Below are 18,637 nucleotides of genomic sequence, written 5' to 3'. Positions count from 1 at the left end.
TTCAGGTCCGAGCCGCCCACCGCATGCCACCCGTATTTAGCGAACGGTAGGCGATCGGCTACCGCTACGAATCGGTAAACGACTGATTCCAACAGACTCAGTTGCGTGATTATTAATTTTTAAGGGCCCAAGACAAATGCTCATCTCAGCAGGCGACGGCATCTTCTGGTAAACTATCTTATGGAAGAGATGGTTGATTTGTTTAACCAATGAGTGACTAGATACGAAAAATTAAAAGAAATTTTGCTATTGGCAAGGAGCGTTACGTGGTAGCGTGCTGGTCTGTTAGCTTAGGTGTCATATGGTGTTGTCGGATGATTTAGCTAGGGAATGCGGTGGAAAACGGATTAGCCTAATGCAGTGTCAGCCGTGAGTGAAGTGAAATCTAGGCTCAGCCGAGGAATTTAGTAGCGCTCTTGGCTACTAAATTGGTGACTTTGAGACGTGGTTTTCGGCTCAAAGCAAGGTCCGAGACCGGGCTTTGGCTCGGGCCGTCCTGCCCCAGCGTTCCAGCCTAGACTTTCACGTAACGGTAAGGCGACTAGGACACGTTATTTGAATTTTGGACAATAAAAAAGCACTGACCAGCGAAAACTGGTTAGTGCTCTTAAGATTAATCGTGTCGTTAACTAGACGCGAGTGACCTTGCCTGATTTCAAAGTCCGAGCTGAAACCCAGACCTTCTTTGGCTTACCGTCCACTAAGATGCGAACCTTTTGCAAGTTCGGCTTCCAAGCGCGACGACTTGAATTCAAAGCGTGAGAACGCTTGTTACCGAAGCGCGTCCGCTTACCGTTGATAAAATCCTTTGCCATGGCGTAAACCCTCCTTTATGGATTCATTACTTTTAAAAAGCAGTGCTTTTTACTCACCTGACTAATTTACCATACTCTTTTGTGGAACGCAATGTTTTCTTTCAAGTAATTTTGCTTGACACTTATTTACCGTCAGAACACGCATTTTGGTCTTCCTATTTCTATTTTTGCGTGGGTTGTGGTAAGATTAATTTCTGTTAAGATTTTATATCCAGACAAGGAGGCTATTTCCATGGCCGTTAAGATTAAGACTCAGTACGGAACAATTGATATTACCAATGAAGTAATTGCGACCGTAGTTGGGGGTGCCGCGACTGATAATTATGGTGTCGTGGGCATGGCAAGTAAGAATCAGATTCGTGATAACGTTAATGATATTTTACGGCGGGAGAATTTTGCCCGCGGTGTGGTCGTCCGTCAAGAAGAAAATGGCGTGGCCATCGACGTGTACATCATTGCCAGCTATGGCACGAAGATCTCTGAAGTGTCCCGTAGCGTGCAAGCTAAAGTCAAATATAACCTGGAAACCATGCTGGGGGTTACCGCAAACTCAGTTAATGTGATTGTCCAAGGGGTGCGGGTGTTGGCTGATTAGCCAGACGTACTGAAATCAAGGAGGAAACTTAGTTGAAAGTAACAGAAATTACTAATCTTGAGTTTGGTAAGATGGTCCAAGCCGCCTCGCAAAAGCTAAACCAAAACGCTGATTTTATTAACTCACTTAATGTTTTCCCAGTACCCGATGGGGATACGGGAACCAACATGAGCCTCTCGTTACAAAGTGGGGCGAAATACGAACGCGATGCTGATAGCACGGCGGTCGGGGTCTTAGCGGTAGCTTTGGCCAAAGGCTTACTGATGGGTGCTCGGGGCAACTCTGGGGTCATCTTGTCACAAATTTTCCGGGGTTTTTCCAAAAAATTAGCCGACAAACAAGTGTTGACTGCTCAAGATTTAGCGGATGGCTTCGCAGCGGGCGCAGAAACGGCCTACAAGGCGGTTATGAAGCCAACTGAAGGAACTATCCTCACCGTTGTCCGTGAAGGGGCTCAGGCCGGTTTAAACGCCGCTAAGGCTTCTGATGACGTTTTAGCCGTGATGGATGCCGTCTTTGAAGCAGCTAAAGCCGCTTTAGCCAAGACGCCAGACTTACTGCCCGTCTTGAAACAAGTTGGCGTGGTCGATTCCGGTGGCCAAGGGTTGACGTTTGTGCTCGAAGCCTTTAACGACTCATTGAACGGTCGGGTGGCTGAAGAGGGCGACTACAAGCCAGACGACGCCGAAATGGACGAAATGATCGACGCTGCCCATCACCAAAGTGTGCAGGGTAAGCTGGATCCCAACAGTATCAAGTATGGGTACTGTACGGAAATCATGGTCCGCATCGGTCGTGGGAAGCAAGTCAAGCATGATTTTGACTACGACACCTTCTACAAGTACCTGGCTGACTTGGGAGACTCCTTGCTGGTCGTGAACGACGAAGAAATCGTCAAGGTCCACGTCCACACGGAACACCCGGGCAAGGTCATCGCTTGGGGTCAAGAATTTGGTGACTTAGCCAAGGTCAAGGTCGACAACATGCGGATGCAACAAGAGACCATCATGGAACACGACGAAGAGGCCGGTAACGCACCGGTCGCCGCGGCGCCTGAAGAAACCCCCGCTGACACGGCTATCATCGCGATTGCGGCCGGCGAAGGTTTGGGGACGTTGTTCAAGAGCCTGGGTGTGACCCACGTGGTAAATGGTGGACAAACCATGAATCCAAGTACGCAGGATATCGTGGATGCCATCAACCAGAGCCAGGCCAAACGCGCCATCGTGTTGCCGAACAACAAGAATATCTTCTTAGCCGCTGAACAAGCCGCTAAGGTAGCGGACATTCCAGCCGTGATCGTCCATTCCAAGACGGTCTCACAAGGGATGACCGCAATGCTGGGCTACAACCCGGACGCTGAACTGGATGAAAATCAATCAGCCATGGAAGACAACTTGAGCGCCGTGAAGAGTGGGCAAGTCACCCACGCCATTCGTGACACCCAATTGGATGGCTTTGACATCAAGGAAGGCAACTACATGGGAATCGTTGACGGCACGCTCAAAGTGACTGACGCCGACCTCTTAACGACCGCTGTGGCGACCGTTAAGGCCATGTTGGATGATGACAGTGAAATTATTACGATTATTTATGGTGCCGATACGACGGCTGACGTTGCCCAGCAGTTACAGCAACAAGTCGCCGCATTGGATGACGAACTAGAAACAGAAGTTCATGAAGGGGACCAACCGGTTTACCCATTCTTGATCTCGGTTGAATAACCGATAAACGAAAAAAGATTGGGCTGACTGTCCAGTCTTTTTTTCGCTATCTAACTGACGGGAGGGAACAAGATGACAAGTTTAAGTGATAGCGTGGCGGCATTAGCCGGGGTCGGTCCCAAACGGGTTCAGGCGCTCAACAGTCTGGAGATTGAAAATATCAATGACCTTTTGACGTACTTTCCCTTCCGTTACGAGGACCTGCAGGCCAAAGACCCCGCGGAGTTGACCGACCAAGCCAAGGTCACGCTCAAAGGTACCGTGGCGGGAGCCCCCGTGTTGACGCGGTTCGGTCGCAAGAAGAATCGGCTGAACTTTCGGCTATTGCTGGACGAACACACCGTGATTCCGGTGACCTTTTTTAATCAACCTTGGTTGAAGGACAAGCTGGAAGTTGGCAATGATATCGTGGTCTACGGTCGCTTTGACGCCAAACGCCAGTCGCTGGCGGGGATGAAAATCTTGGCCAGCGCTGACAGCGGCATGGGGTCCATTTACCCCGCCAACAAGGAGATTCGGCAGGGCACGATTCAAAAATTGGTGACATCAGCTTATGACGCCTACGAATCCGTCATCGTTGACCTGATTCCGGAGCCCTTACGTGAACAGTACCGCTTGTTACACCGCAAGCAAATGATTCACGATATGCATTTTCCGGCGGACGGGGCGGCAGCGCAAGCAGCGCGGCGAACGGCAAAATTTGAGGAATTCTATTTATTTGAGCTGCGGTTACAAATCGTGCGCCAACAGGACCACACCCTACACGGGCAGGCACTGCACTACGATTTGCCCAAACTTAAGGCCTTCATTGATTCGCTACCGTATGAATTGACCGGCGCGCAAAAGAAGGTCGTCAACGAGATCTGCTTTGATTTGAAACGGCCGGTCCACATGAATCGTCTGTTACAAGGAGACGTGGGTAGTGGGAAGACCGTGGTCGCCGCCATTGCCATGTACGCTGCGATTACTGCGGGGGCCCAGGCCGCTTTGATGGCGCCGACGGAAATCTTGGCCGAACAACACGCCAACAATTTGGCTAAGCTGTTTGCCGACTTTCCGGTCAACGTGGCGTTATTGACCGGTGCCACCAAGGCCAGCGCCCGGAAAACCTTGTTGCCGCAGATTGCTAAGGGCGGCGTCGACCTCTTGATTGGGACGCACGCTCTGATCCAACCGGAAGTGAGCTATCATCGACTCGGCTTGGCCGTGATTGATGAGCAACACCGTTTCGGGGTCAACCAACGCCAAGCCTTGCGCGAAAAGGGCCAACAGCCCGACGTCTTGGCTATGACGGCCACGCCCATTCCGCGGACGTTAGCCATCACGGCGTACGGCGAAATGGACGTGTCAGTCATCAACGAATTACCGGCCGGCCGGCAACCCATCAAGACCACTTGGATTCGCAGTAATCAAGTCGATGCCACCCTTCGCCAGGTCAAGGCAGAGCTGAGCACCGGGTCACAAGCCTACGTGGTCACGCCTTTGATTGAAGAGTCGGAGGCGGTGGACATGAAAAATGCCGAGGCCATTTACACCCGGTTCAAAGAAGAATTTGAGCCCGAGTATAAGGTGGGCCTGCTGCACGGACGGATGAAAGATGACGAGAAAAATGCCATCATGACGGCGTTCAAGGCCAATGAATTTCAAGTGCTGGTCGCCACGACCGTGATTGAAGTCGGCGTTGACGTGCCCAACGCGACGTTGATGATGATCTATGATGCCGACCACTTCGGCTTGGCCCAATTGCACCAGTTACGCGGTCGGGTCGGTCGGGGAACGCGGGCCTCGGCTTGCATTTTGATTGCGGACCCTAAAAATCAACTGGCCGTGGAGCGCATGACGACCATGACCAGCACCAACGACGGCTTCGTCTTATCGCAAAAGGATTTGGAATTGCGGGGCCCAGGTGATATTCTAGGGAGAAAGCAGTCTGGGGTGCCGGACTTCAAAGTGGGCGACCCCGTGGCGGACTTGAACATCTTGAGTGCCGCCCAGCAGGCCGCTAAGGAGACGGTGGCTGCGCCGGATTGGGCAGACAAGGACGCCAACCTGGCTCTCGCCGCCTTCCTCAGCACCACTGCCCATCAGAACACGACCATGGACTAGTTAGTGGATGCTGGCCGCCTTGCCGTTCGACAAATATGGGTTGGAACGCGGTGGGCGGACGGGACGAGCCAAAAGACGGTCTCGTCACCTCGCTTTGAGCCGAAAAACGCGTCTCAAAGACGCCAGTTCACTAACCGGCACAACCCGCCGCTAAGTGAACTCCCACGGCTGAACCCATATTTGTCGAACTATCGGCTACCTGTGGCGGGTGATGCTGACTGCTGATCGATTTGTTATGGTGAATTTAGTGTTGATGGTTTTAATAATGCCGAGAAAGTAGTGTATGAAGCTATTATGCTGTAATCGTTCAAGTGTTGTTGGGGGATAAAGCCAATTTAGTAGCCCAAGTCGCTACTAAATTCCCCGGCTGAGCCTAGCTTCGCTCCACTCTCGGCTGACCGATGTGGGTGTTCGCAACCGTTGTCGGTAAGTCAGGTCAGCGTTCTAGGTTCATGGCTATAAGCCGTCTAGGATGCTGTATCTTAGGGGTTGGTTTCTTAGCCGTTGCTGCGGTTGAACTACAAACGTAGCCGTGAGTTCGCTAAATATGAACTCAGCCGTGGGAGTTTTCTTAGCGGTAAAGCCGCTTAGAAAACTGGCGTCTTTGAGACGTGAACTTCGGCTCAAAGGCGAGGTGGTGAGACCGCTCTTCGGCTCACCCCGTCCGCCCACAGCGAACCGGCTCATATTTAGCGAACGGTAAGGCGCCAGCTCCGCCCAACCCCACCAACCAAGTAAAAAAATTAATCAAACCAAAAAATACCGTCTGAGCACGTAGACGTGATGCAAAGGAAGGGTACTCATGAAAATTGCCGTAGACGCAATGGGTGGCGATTACGCCCCCGCAGAAATCGTTAAGGGCATCGAATTGGCCCGGGATGCTTATCCGGACCTGGAATTTTTACTCTATGGTCAAGAAGAACAGGTCAAACCGCTGTTGCAGGATAGCACGCGGATCGAATTGATCTCAGCGCCGGAAGTCATTGCCATGGAGGACGAACCAGTCCGGGCCGTACGTCGCAAGAAACAATCCAGTATCGTATTGGCCGCCACGGCTGTGCGTGAGGGTCAGGCCGACGCCTTCTTTTCTGCCGGCAATACCGGCGCCGTGTTGGCTGCGGGCCTTCTGATCGTCGGGCGCATCAAGGGCATCGACCGGCCAGGATTGACCACGACACTGCCCGTTTTACGCAAGCCAGATCAGTCTAGCTTCGTGATGTTAGACGTCGGTGCCAATGCCGATACCAAGCCGTTTAACGTGGTCCAGTACGCCATCATGGGCCAGTACTACGCCCAATCGGTGATGCACGTGACCCAGCCACGCGTGGGCCTCTTGAATAACGGGACCGAAGCGGACAAGGGCGACAAGGCCCACCGCGCCATTCACGACGCCTTGTCTGCGATGGACGAAATTAATTTTGTCGGCAACGTGGAATCACGGGAACTGTTGAACGGGGCGGCCGACGTGGTCGTGACCGACGGCTTTACCGGTAACGCCACGCTCAAGGCCATCGAAGGCACGGCGCTATCCATGTTGAAGCTGATCAAGGGTGAAATCATGAGTGGCGGCCTCGGTGGTAAGCTGGGGGCGGGCCTCTTAAAGCCGGTCTTCAAAAACGTGCAGAGCGCGATGGATTACTCACAGTATGGTGGGGCGGTCCTGTTGGGCTTGAAGGCGCCAGTCGTCAAGACCCACGGCTCCACGAAGGCGCCAACGGTGAAGAACACCATCGGTCAGATTCGCGAATTGCTCGCCAGCAAGAGTGCTGACCAGTTAGTCACGTATTTTGCCGAACACGGTGACCAGATGGCGGCATTGAAGGAATCCTTGAAGTAGCCAGCTATAATGGGCTAGACAAGGACCACTAAAACGGTTAGACTACTTATTGAATACTGTGAGTGAGGGATTACAATGACAAAAGCAGAAATTTTTGACAAGATTGCGGACATCATCGCTGACCGGTTTGAAACCGACCGGGATGCTATCAACGACCAACTGAACTTCAAGCAAGATTTAGACGCTGACTCCATTGATTTCGTGGAATTCGTGTTGGAATTGGAAGACACGTTTGGCGCTGAGATTTCGGATGAAGATGCCGAGAAGCTAAACACGATTGGCGAGGTCGTTGATTACATCGACGCTCACCAAAACCAAGAAAAATAAACACTGAGCGAGTCCGGGCCGTCGATTACTTCGTCCCGGGCTCTTTCAATCTTTAAACGGCGGAAGATTTCGGGGATTTACTGAAAATTTTTGGTAAATTGCCGTTGCGTGAGCCGGGTTCAGGTATAATAGACATGTATGTCTTCAAATGAACGAGCGAGTACTGAAAGATTTAGAGCAGAAATGAGGGAATTAGCGCGTGATTGTTGGATTAAATCAAGAGTTAGCAGAAAATTTTGATATTCACTTTAAAGATCAATCGTTACTTGACGAAGCGTTTACCCAAGCTTCGTACGTCAACGAACATCCCAATCAGGGATTGAAATTTTATGAACGCATCGAATTCTTAGGGGATGCCGTGATGCAGTTGGTCGTGTCCAATTACATTTTCCGGCGCTACCCTAAGATGCCACAAGGGCGCTTGACGCGGCTTCGGGCCGCCATGGTCAATGAGCAGAGCTTTGCCAGTTTTGCCCGCGAATGTCATTTCGACAAGTACATTCGCTTGGGCAAGGGCGAAGAAAAGGCGCAAGCCCGGCAACGGGACTCACTGTTATGTGACATTTTTGAATCCTTCATCGGGGCGCTGTACATGGACCAAGGCTTGGAAAAAGTCGTGCCATTTGTCACGAAGGTCGTCTTCCCCAAGCTGGATGAAGGCCGTTTCGATGAGTTCTTTGATCACAAGACCGAGTTACAAGAGCTGGTCCAACAAAACGGGCCGGTCGACATCGATTACCGGTTATTAGACGAAGAGGGGCCCGACAATGACCGGGCCTTCAAAGTCGCCGTGTACGTGGATGACAAATTATTGGGCGAGGGCCACGGCCACTCGAAGAAACACGCGGAACAAAATGCCGCGCGCCACGCGTTGGCGAATTTGAAAGAAGAGTAAGGATGACTAACGATGCGGTTAAAGACATTAGAAATTAGCGGGTTCAAGTCCTTTGCGGATAAAACCCGGATTGACTTTTTGCCGGGGATGACTGGCATCGTCGGCCCAAATGGGAGCGGTAAGAGTAACATTTCCGAAGCCGTTCGGTGGGTCTTGGGGGAACAATCCGCCAAAAGCTTGCGGGGAAGTAAGATGCCCGACGTCATCTTTGCGGGATCGGCTGACCGGCACCCGTTGAATCGGGCGGCCGTGTCGATCACGCTGGACAATAGCGATCACTATTTAAAAAGTGATTACACGGAACTGACCATCAGTCGGATCCTCTATCGCTCGGGCGATTCGGATTACCAATTGAATGGGCAGAGCTGTCGGCTCAAGGACATTACGGAACTCCTGATGGATTCGGGGATGGGGCAAGACTCCTTCTCCATCATTTCTCAGGGGCGCGTTGAAGCCATTTTCAACAGTAAGCCCGAAGACCGACGCAACATCATTGAAGAAGTCGCCGGCGTTTACAAGTACCGTAAGCACAAGGAAAAGGCGCAACGCGAGCTGGACGACACCATGGCCTATTTACACCGGGTCGAGGACATCATCGCGGAGCTAGAAGGCCGCGTGCAGCCACTGGAAGAGCAGAGTAACCTGGCCCAAGATTACTTGGATCAGCAGGAAAAATTTGCGCTGCTGGACCGGACGCAACTGGTGCGGCAATTACACACCGAAATGGCCCAGAAGCAAACCGCTGACGCGCAAGTCACTGATAAGCAACAGCAAGTGACCCAGCATCAGGCCGCTGAAAAGGCCCAGACGCAAACGGTCACGACGCTCAAGAATCAGCAGAGCAGTTTGTTAGCGAAAAAAGATGACTTGCAGGCGCAATTGGTCCAGGCGACACAATTGGTTGAACAACGCCAAGGACAGGTCAACTTATCCGGTGAGCAGCAAAAACACCAAGACGATCAACGCCAACGGTTAGAGGACCAACTGGCTACACTGAAGGACCAATTGGCCGCTAACCAAGAAGCCCTGACCCAAGCCCAGGCTTCCGTGGATGAGCTGACGGCGGCCATGAAGACGGCGAAACGTGAAGCCCGAGAACTGACGGCAGCCACGGATCCCCAGACGATTGCGGCCCTGCGCCAACAGTTGGAAGACCAGCGCTCGACGTATTTCGACCAGAAACAGGCCGTGGCCAACTGGCGCAACCAACGCCAATATTTACAACAAAATCAAGAACGCTTACAGCAACAAGGCCAACGGGTGGCGGCTCAGCTAGCGACCCTGCAGGACAAGGCGAGAGCGGCCCAACAGACGGTCACCGAACTGACGGCACAAGCCAAGACGCAAAAAAAGGCGTTGAACCAAGCCGAACAAGCGTTAGATACCGAAGCCGGCGCGTACCAACAGCACCAGCAACAGTACCAAACGCTCCAGCACAACTGGCAAGCAGCCCTCGAAGTCTACCAACGGGCACAGACCAAGGCCGCGAGCCAACAGGCGTCCTCCGCTGAATATGGCGGTTTCTACCAAGGGGTCCGCGCCATTTTAAAGCAACGGGACCATTTCCGGGGATTACTCGGGGCGGTCTCCGAATTGCTGGAAGTACCGGAACGCTACACCACCGCGGTGGAATACGCCTTGGGTGGCCAGCTGCAACAAGTTGTGGTCGATGATGAGACTACGGCCAAAGCAGCGGTTGGCTATTTGCGAGAACACCGAGCTGGGCGGGCCACCTTCCTGCCGTTAAGCACGGTACGGGGCCGGCAAATGGACCACAGTACGTTACAACAGGTCCGCAATCTGCCGGGCTTTCTCGGCGTCGGCAGTGATTTGGTCAAAATCAATCGGTCCGCGGAAACGATTTTGGCCTACCTGTTGGGGACCACGATTTTTGCGGCCAACCTAGACACGGCCGTTGCCATCAGCCAGCGCATCCACCACCGGTATCGCGTGGTGAGCCTGGCCGGTGACGTGGTTAGTGCCAGCGGGGCCATTACGGGGGGGCAAACGCGGCAGAACCATAGTAGCGTCCTCCGCCAGCAACAGGAACTCCAGCAATTGCAGGCCAACATTGCCCAAATGCAGCAGTCATTGACGGCCCAAGAGGCCAAGATCAAGGCGCAGCGGGCGGCATTGGCAACCAGTGAGCAGACCAGTCAGCGCCTCCAAAGTACCATCAATGACCTGCAGCCAAAGTGTCGTCAATTAGACGACCGCTTGGCGAGCGCCCAAACGACGTTAGACCAGGCCAATCGGCAGGTCAAGGCGGCTGAATTAGAAATTCAACAGGCCCAAGCCAGCGACGCAGATGACCAAAGCAGTCAACTGGCTCAGCAGATTCAAGCCGGCGAAGCTCAAGTGGCCGAGACGGAACAAGCGATTACGGATTTACAGCAGAAAATCACCATGGTCACGGCGGAACAGTCGCAAAAACAAGCGGCCCTAACAGCCAAACAAACCTGGCTAGCCGGCGCCAAGGAACGCCACCAACAGCAACAAGACACGGTGACGTCGTTGCAAGCGGACATTTCGGCTGACCAAGACCAGGTGAAAACCGTGTCCGCCCAGCTGACCGCGTTGACGCAGCAAACCGCGTTGACACCGGCCGCAGCTAAGCAGCAGTTGGCCCAGGCCCAAGCTGACCGGGAAACTGTGCAACAGGCATTGACGGCTACCGATGAGCAATTGACCACGGTCAATGACCAGCTGGCGGCTGCCGAAACGGCTAATCAACGGACCAGCGGCCTTTTACAGCTGGCCAACGATGATTTCCAAGCGGCCCAGGTCCAACAGACCCGGCTGGCCGCGCTGATCGACCAGCAACAGAATCAATTGGCTGAGAAATACCAATTGAGCTTGGCCGCTGCGGAACAAGACGTGAGCGACTTGCCGGCTGATGAACTGGCCGTACAGTTGAAGCTGTTGAAGAAAGGCTTAGACGAAATCGGTACGGTCAATTTGAACGCCATCGACGAGTATCGCGAGGTCAAGGAACGCTACGACTTTTTGACCCAACAGCGCGATGATCTGGTCACAGCCAAGGAACAATTGACGGCAACCATGACCGAACTCGATGGGCAGGTCAAGAGTCGCTTCAAAGCGAGTTTCGACCAAGTTGCGGCGAAATTTACCGCGACGTTTAAGCAGATGTTTGGCGGCGGTAAGGCCGAACTGGTCTTGACCGACCCGCATGATTTGTTGACGACGGGTGTGGACATCATGGCCCAGCCACCGGGCAAGAAGTTCCAGAACATGGGCTTACTTTCTGGGGGCGAACGGGCATTGACAGCCATCACCTTGTTATTTGCCATCTTACAAGTACAACCTGTCCCGTTTTGTATCCTCGATGAAGTGGAGGCGGCGCTGGACCCGGCCAACGTGACCCGGTTTGCCCGCTACATCCACCAATTCCAAGATCAAACGCAATTTATCGTGATCACCCATCGTAAGGAAACCATGGTGCAAGCCGATATCCTTTACGGGGTCACGATGCAAGAATCCGGCGTCTCGAAAATGGTCGCCGTTGATTTGGACCAAGAAACCACTCAGGAAAGGAAGCAATCCTAATGGGATTATTTGATATTTTTCGTCGGCGCGCCAAAAAAGAGCCGACCAGTGAGGCGCCGGCTAGTAGTGAGGCGGCCGTTTCTGCCGCTAGCCAAGCGACACTGGACAGCGCTAGTAGTGTCAATCCTGTTGCCAGTAGTGCGGCGGTCAGTGAGGCCCCTAGCAGTGCGACACCGGAGTCCAGTACACCAGAATCTAGTGCCAGTGAAGCGGCACAGTCAGCCGCAGAGTCTGTCGCGACTAGCACGCCGGTTTCCAGTGCCGCTTCGGTCGCCCCGGCTGCTTCAGCAACGCCGGTCTCGACTGCTAGCGAGGCACCGGTAACTGCCGAAAGCACGGCGCCAGTCAGTTCAGCCGCTGCCAGTGAGGCCCCAGCCCCCGCAGCACCGACTGAAACACCTGATGTCACACCAGCATCCGCAGCCACTAGTGAGGCGCCAGCCGCAACAGAGACGTCAGCGGCCGCCACTTCGACTGCCCCGGCTGAGGCGACTGATGCAGACGCTCCCACTGAGAAGACGGATGAACAGCTTTATGACCAAGGGCTGGAAAAGACCCGGACCACGTTTGGTCAGCGGCTGAACGCCTTGTTGGCCAACTTCCGGCACGTTGATGAGAGCTTCTTCGATGACTTGGAAGAGACCTTGATTGGTGCCGATGTTGGTTTTGATATGGCCGTCAAGCTCAGTGATGAGTTGCGCGATGAGGTCAAACTTCAAAACGCCAAGAAGTCCGCGGACGTGCAAAATGTCGTGGTGGAAAAGTTGGTCGAAATCTATGATGCAGCCGGGAATAACGAAAGTACCGCGTTGAACATGGCGACTGACGGGCCGACCGTGATCTTGTTTGTCGGGGTCAACGGTGTCGGTAAGACCACGACTATTGGGAAAATGGCCAACCGGTACCACCAAGCGGGTAAGAAGGTCTTGTTGGCGGCGGCCGATACGTTCCGAGCCGGGGCGACCGAGCAATTGGACGTCTGGGCCAAACGGGCTGACGTGGACATTGTGACGGGTAAACCGCAATCGGATCCCGCCGCAGTCGTCTTTGACGCTGTCCAAAAGGCCAAGAAGGAAGACTACGACATCTTATTCGTGGATACCGCGGGCCGGCTACAAAACAAGGTCAACTTGATGAACGAGCTGGAAAAGATGAAACGAATCATCACCCGGGAAATTCCGGATGCCCCGCACGAAGTCTTACTGGTCTTGGATGCGACGACCGGGCAAAACGCCTTGACGCAGGCTAAGCTGTTCAAGGAATCCACGGACGTGACGGGAATCGTCTTGACCAAGCTGGATGGGACTGCCCGTGGGGGAATCGTCTTAGCGATTCGCAACGAGTTGCACGTTCCCGTGAAGTTCATTGGTCTGGGTGAACAAATCTCAGACTTACGGCCATTTGACCCGAACGAGTTCGTCTACGGCTTGTTCAAGGGCTTGATCGACGTGAATGCTTTAGACAAAAAGGCTTAAGCTTTAGGGTAAACGACCGCCGCTGGTAAATGTGGGCGGCCGTTTTTTTAGTTAGCGGTTAAAAAATTAGAAGCTGAAAGCCAGCTAGAAACGTTGTTATGATGCGATTCATGGTGTGAAAATTAGTCGGTTACCGCGTCGTAGTTTGAGCTGGCCGCCTACCGTCCGCCAAATAGGGGGCGGACAACTTGGCCGATATTATTGATGATAATTTACGCTAGCCCACTAACTGTTTTGTCGTTTGCTGGTGAAATCAGCGAAAAAAATTGACGAAACCGCTAAAAATCGGTATTCTGGTAGAGTGTGACACGAACTGGAGGACCATCATGGAAATTGAAAAAAATTATCGGATTAATTCCTTATTTGCGTTCTACCAGCCGCTACTGACCGCAAAACAGAATAATTATATGCAGCTATATTACGGTGATGATTATTCACTGGGTGAAATTGCGGAAGAATTTAACGTGAGTCGTCAAGCGGTTTACGATAATCTGCGACGAACGGAAAAAATTCTCGAAGATTATGAAGCCAAACTGCACCTTTATCAAGAATTTACGGCACGCAACGCGCAGGCTGACGAGATTCAGGCCTACGTAGCGGCCAATTACCCGCAAGATGCCAAGCTGAATCGTTTGGTAGCGGGACTCGAAAATCTAGAAGAACAATGAAAGTTAGGTGGCAATACGAATGGCGTTTGAAGGATTAACAGAACGACTACAAAACGCAATGCGCAAGCTTCGCGGCAAGGGGAAAGTCTCTGAAAGCGACCTGCGCGAAACCATGCGCGAGATTCGGCTGGCTTTATTGGAAGCCGATGTTAACTTTACGGTCGTTAAGGACTTTGTGAAGCAGGTCCGTGAACGGGCGATGGGCGCCGACGTTCTCGAAGGCTTGAATCCCGCACAACAAATCGTCAAGATCGTTGACGAAGAACTGACTAAGACGATGGGGGACGAAGCCGTTCCTTTGAACAAGTCGGCGAAGATTCCAACGATCATTATGATGGTTGGGCTTCAAGGGGCCGGGAAAACGACGACGGCCGGCAAGTTGGCACTGAAGTTAAAAAATGAAGAAAACGCACGGCCGTTAATGATTGCGGGTGACGTTTACCGGCCAGCCGCTATCGACCAATTGGTCCAAGTGGCTGCCGGCATTGACGTCCCGGTCTTCCAGTTAGGGACCGACGTGGATCCCGTGGAAATCGTTCGCCAAGGGTTAGCCCAAGCGGAAAAGGACCACAATGATTACGTCATCATTGATACGGCCGGTCGTCTGCAGATTGACGAACAGCTGATGGATGAATTGGCTAACATCAAGGAACTGGCTCACCCGGACGAAATCCTGTTGACGGTCGATGCCATGACTGGGCAAAACGCCGTGGCCACTGCCGAAGGATTCAACGGCAAGCTGGACGTCACCGGGGTCGTTTTGACCAAGTTAGATGGGGATACCCGTGGTGGGGCCGCACTGTCGATTCGTTCCGTCACTGGAAAGCCAATCAAGTTCATCGGGCAAGGGGAAAAGATGACCGATTTAGACGTCTTCCACCCCGACCGGATGGCGTCACGAATCTTGGGCATGGGCGACATGCTCTCCTTGATTGAAAAGACCCAAAAGGAATACGACGAAAAGCAAGCCAAGGAACTGACCGAAAAGATTCAGGAAAATTCTTTTGACTTCAACGACTTCTTGGATCAAATCGAACAGATCCAAAAGATGGGGCCGATGGACGAGCTGATGAAGATGATTCCCGGGATGGCCAATAACCCGGCGTTGAAGAATGCCCAGGTTGACCCCAAGGATATGAACCATTTGAAGGCGGTCGTCTACTCGATGACGCCGCAAGAACGGACCAACCCCGATGTCTTGAACCCATCACGACGGCGGCGAATCGCGGCTGGTTCTGGTCGGCCGATTCATGAAGTGAACCGCATGATCAAGCAGTTCAACCAGATGAAGAAAATGATGAACCAAGTTTCCAAGGGCAATATGTCCGGGATGGAACAACTCATGGGCAACGCTGGCATGGGTGGCGGTGGCATCGGTGGTCGGATGCAAAAGATGGCCATGAACCGCATGACCCGTCAAATGAAGAAAAATAAGAAGAAACGGCTCAAGCGCAAGAAGCGGCGTTAGGGTAAAAGAGTGGAGCAAAAAGGCGGTTAGCTGGCGAGCGTTAAGGCTGCCAACTTGTTGTCAATTTAGCAAAAACTTACTAATACTATTAACTTTTTGATGGCTTTTGGGTAGACGTCGGCTAAATAATCCGGTATACTACCCCTAAAGCAACCATAAGGGAGTAACTAGCAGAACGTTTCTGCGGCAATACCCGTCAGCAAGATTTTTTTGGCCCGCTAAGGTGGTTCAATCCGGGATTGTCTTAAATAGTGAGACTTATGTGTGAGCACAAATTATTTGTGTGCACGCGTAAGCCTCTTTTTTTACCCCCAAATGGGCAAAAGGGAGCTTCACCAGCACACTGCAGGAGGAAAAGTGCCAATGGCCAAATTACCGTTTTATCAGGCAACCGTCGCTGCGTTGTATCAGCAGTTACAGACGGGGGAGCAGGGGCTGAGTTCAGCTACGGCGCAAGAGCGGCTCGCTCAAAATGGACGGAACGCGTTGAATCAACAGCAAACGACGTCACTGCTACAGAAATTTATTGCCCAATTCAAGGACTTCATGATCATCGTCTTGCTGGTCGCGGCCTTGATTGCCGGGCTGACCGGCGAAGTCGTCGATGCCGTGATCATCTTGATCGTGGTGGTCTTAAACGCCGTCTTCGGGGTCTTTCAGGAGGCTAAGGCCGAAGAAGCCATCAACGCTTTGAAAGAAATGTCGGCGCCCAACGCCACGATTCGCCGGGACGGTCAGGTCATGACGGTCAAGAGCGACGAGTTAGTCGTCGGCGATATCGTTTTGCTAGAAGCTGGCGATATCATTCCCGCTGACGTTCGGCTGATCGACGTGGCCTCGTTGAAGGTCGAAGAGTCCGCGCTGACCGGGGAATCCGTGCCGGTGGAAAAGGCGGCCGGCACGCTGACTGGCAGCGACCTCCCCATCGGTGATCGCCACAACATGGCGTTTATGAATTCTAACGTTACCTATGGTCGAGCAACCGGGGTCGTCGTGGCCACGGGGATGCAAACGGAAGTCGGTCGCATTGCTGGCATGATTGAAGCCGCCGATGAAACGACCACGCCACTGCAGGCCAATTTGACCCAGCTGGGGAAGTCGTTGACCATTTTAATCTTAGTGATTGCGGCCATCGTCTTTGCCATGGGGATGTGGCGGCAGGCGGAAAGCCTGATTGACATGCTGCTGACGGCGATTTCCTTAGCCGTGGCGGCCATTCCAGAAGGGCTACCCGCTATCGTGACCATCACGCTGGCTTTGGGGACACAACGTATGGCCAAGCGTCACGCCATCGTCCGCAAGCTACCGGCCGTGGAAACATTGGGGAGCACCGACATCATTGCCTCGGATAAGACCGGGACGCTGACGCAAAACAAGATGACCGTTGAAAAAGTTTACCAGAATTTACAATTGGCGGATGCCCACCAGGTTGATTTCGACCAAGAAAATCGACTGGCACAGGTCATGATCTTAAGTAACGATACGAAAATCACCACGGATGGTTTGGCGGGGGACCCCACCGAAACGGCGCTGGTCCAGTACCAATTGGACCGGCAGTATCCGGTCGAACAGGTCTTGACCGCGATGCCCCGAGTGGCTGAGATTCCCTTTGACTCCGAACGTAAATTGATGTCGACGGTGCACCCGTTGGCCGATGGGCGTTTCTTGATTGCCGTGAAAGGGGCACCGGATGAGTTGCTCAAACGGGTCACGCGCTTGGCCCAAGCCGGCGTCGTAGGTCCACTCAGTACCGAGCAACGCCAACAGATTCTCACGACCAACCACGACATGGCAACTCAGGCGTTGCGGGTCTTAGCCTTTGCTTATCGCATCGTGGACCAAGTGCCTGCTGACCTGACCAGCCAGGCCGTGGAAAATGACCTGATCTTGGCCGGAATGGTCGGGATGATCGACCCCGAACGGCCAGAAGTCGCTCAGGCCGTCGCCGATGCCAAATCAGCCGGGATTCGGCCGATGATGATCACCGGGGACCACCGGGATACGGCGGCAGCCATTGCGGCGCGGCTAGGTATCATCCAAAAAGGTGAGACGAGTTCGGTCATTACCGGAGCCGAATTGGATGCCATGGACGATGAGACGTTTGCCAAAAAGGTCGGCGATTACGCCGTTTATGCCCGGGTCGCTCCCGAGCACAAGGTCCGGATCGTCAATGCTTGGCAGAAGCGCGGCAAGGTCGTGGCGATGACCGGTGATGGGGTCAACGATGCCCCCGCCCTCAAAGCCGCTGACATTGGTATCGGCATGGGGATTACCGGGACCGAGGTCTCCAAGGGTGCCAGTGACATGGTCTTGGCCGACGATAATTTCTCAACGATCGTGGTAGCCGTAGAAGAAGGCCGGAAAGTCTTTGCCAACATCCAAAAGGCCATTCAGTACCTGTTATCCGCCAACTTGGGGGAAGTCCTCACGTTGTTCATGATGACCATGCTGGGCTGGCAGATCTTGGCGCCAGTCCACATCTTGTGGATCAACCTGGTGACCGATACGCTGCCCGCAATTGCCTTGGGTGTTGAGCCGATGGAACGAAACATTATGAAACAGCCACCGCGGGGCCGTCAGTCAAACTTCTTTTCCGGTGGGGTCTTGGGCGGTATCTTGTACCAAGGCTTGCTAGAAGGGGGGATCACCCTGTTCGTCTACTGGTTGGCGATCACTTACCCGGTACACACCACAAGCAGTTTGATGCACGCCGATGCCTTGACCATGGCGTTTGCAACGTTGGGCTTGATTCAGCTGTTCCACGCCTTCAACTCTAAGTCGATCCACGGGTCGATCTTCACCGTTGGGTTGTTCAAGAATAAATTCTTCAACTGGGCGATCCTGATTGCCTTTGCCTTACTGGCCATGACGATTCTGGTGCCGGGCTTGAACAGCATGTTCCACGTGGCGCATCTGGACCTGTTCCAATGGGGCATCGTCTTAGCCGCTTCATTTATGATGATTATCATCGTAGAAATCGTTAAATTCTTCCAGCGTCGCATGTTAAAATAAGACTAACTTGCGACCTAAACAAGAATGGGACCAGGGGCGGTTAGGCAACGATTCGTGTTAAGCTGAACCGGCTGCCCGTGGGCGCACGTTTCGGCTAACTGAAGTTAGTGAACGAGAGTTTGGGCGTTTTGCTCAAGCTCTTTCTTGT

Annotated in this window: 12 protein-coding genes; 11 read left to right on the top strand and 1 reads right to left on the bottom strand. The window is 53.1% G+C overall.

From position 1 onward, the window contains the following. Window positions 1-629 precede the first annotated feature (629 nt). A complete protein-coding gene (gene rpmB, locus EKM83_RS03035; RefSeq protein WP_125575175.1) occupies window positions 630-815 on the bottom strand; it encodes a 50S ribosomal protein L28 in 186 nt (61 codons plus the stop codon). Between the two features lie 232 nt (window positions 816-1,047). On the opposite strand from rpmB, the gene EKM83_RS03030 reads away from it, so the two are divergent. The 11 genes from EKM83_RS03030 (at window position 1,048) to EKM83_RS02980 (ending at window position 18,489) form a co-directional block, all read left to right on the top strand. Further along, window positions 1,048-1,410: an Asp23/Gls24 family envelope stress response protein gene (locus EKM83_RS03030; RefSeq protein ID WP_125575174.1), complete on the top strand. Its 363-nt coding sequence runs from the start codon at window positions 1,048-1,050 to the stop codon at window positions 1,408-1,410. Between the two features lie 32 nt (window positions 1,411-1,442). Then, the gene (locus EKM83_RS03025; protein ID WP_125575173.1) at window positions 1,443-3,134 is read left to right on the top strand and encodes a DAK2 domain-containing protein; all 1,692 of its coding nucleotides are present in this window, start codon (window positions 1,443-1,445) and stop codon (window positions 3,132-3,134) included. 72 nt (window positions 3,135-3,206) lie between these two features. Beyond that, window positions 3,207-5,240: an ATP-dependent DNA helicase RecG gene (gene recG, locus EKM83_RS03020; RefSeq protein ID WP_125575172.1), complete on the top strand. Its 2,034-nt coding sequence runs from the start codon at window positions 3,207-3,209 to the stop codon at window positions 5,238-5,240. An 802-nt stretch (window positions 5,241-6,042) separates the two neighbouring features. Further along, complete coding sequence (plsX, locus tag EKM83_RS03015; RefSeq protein ID WP_125575171.1) at window positions 6,043-7,077, top strand: phosphate acyltransferase PlsX; 1,035 nt, start codon at window positions 6,043-6,045, stop codon at window positions 7,075-7,077. Window positions 7,078-7,152: 75 nt separating this feature from the next. Further along, entirely contained in the window at window positions 7,153-7,404 is a 252-nt protein-coding gene (gene acpP, locus EKM83_RS03010; RefSeq protein WP_125575170.1) for an acyl carrier protein, read from the top strand. A gap of 199 nt (window positions 7,405-7,603) precedes the next feature. Further along, window positions 7,604-8,299, top strand: a complete 696-nt coding sequence (rnc, locus tag EKM83_RS03005) for a ribonuclease III (RefSeq protein ID WP_125575169.1) — start codon at window positions 7,604-7,606, stop codon at window positions 8,297-8,299. Window positions 8,300-8,311: 12 nt separating this feature from the next. Further along, the gene (gene smc, locus EKM83_RS03000) at window positions 8,312-11,866 is read left to right on the top strand and encodes a chromosome segregation protein SMC (protein ID WP_125575168.1); all 3,555 of its coding nucleotides are present in this window, start codon (window positions 8,312-8,314) and stop codon (window positions 11,864-11,866) included. After that, a complete protein-coding gene (gene ftsY, locus EKM83_RS02995) occupies window positions 11,866-13,341 on the top strand; it encodes a signal recognition particle-docking protein FtsY (RefSeq protein ID WP_125575167.1) in 1,476 nt (491 codons plus the stop codon). The genes smc and ftsY overlap by 1 nt, the downstream gene beginning before the upstream one ends. A gap of 326 nt (window positions 13,342-13,667) precedes the next feature. Then, window positions 13,668-14,009, top strand: a complete 342-nt coding sequence (locus EKM83_RS02990) for a putative DNA-binding protein (protein ID WP_125575166.1) — start codon at window positions 13,668-13,670, stop codon at window positions 14,007-14,009. Window positions 14,010-14,028: 19 nt separating this feature from the next. Next, the gene (gene ffh / locus EKM83_RS02985; RefSeq protein ID WP_125575165.1) at window positions 14,029-15,477 is read left to right on the top strand and encodes a signal recognition particle protein; all 1,449 of its coding nucleotides are present in this window, start codon (window positions 14,029-14,031) and stop codon (window positions 15,475-15,477) included. Between the two features lie 363 nt (window positions 15,478-15,840). Beyond that, complete coding sequence (locus EKM83_RS02980) at window positions 15,841-18,489, top strand: cation-translocating P-type ATPase (RefSeq protein WP_125575164.1); 2,649 nt, start codon at window positions 15,841-15,843, stop codon at window positions 18,487-18,489. Window positions 18,490-18,637 lie beyond the last annotated feature (148 nt).

It is taken from the genome of Levilactobacillus angrenensis (assembly GCF_003946085.1).
GTDB lineage: Bacteria > Bacillota > Bacilli > Lactobacillales > Lactobacillaceae > Levilactobacillus > Levilactobacillus angrenensis.
This window is presented reverse-complemented; position numbering and strand designations above follow the sequence as displayed.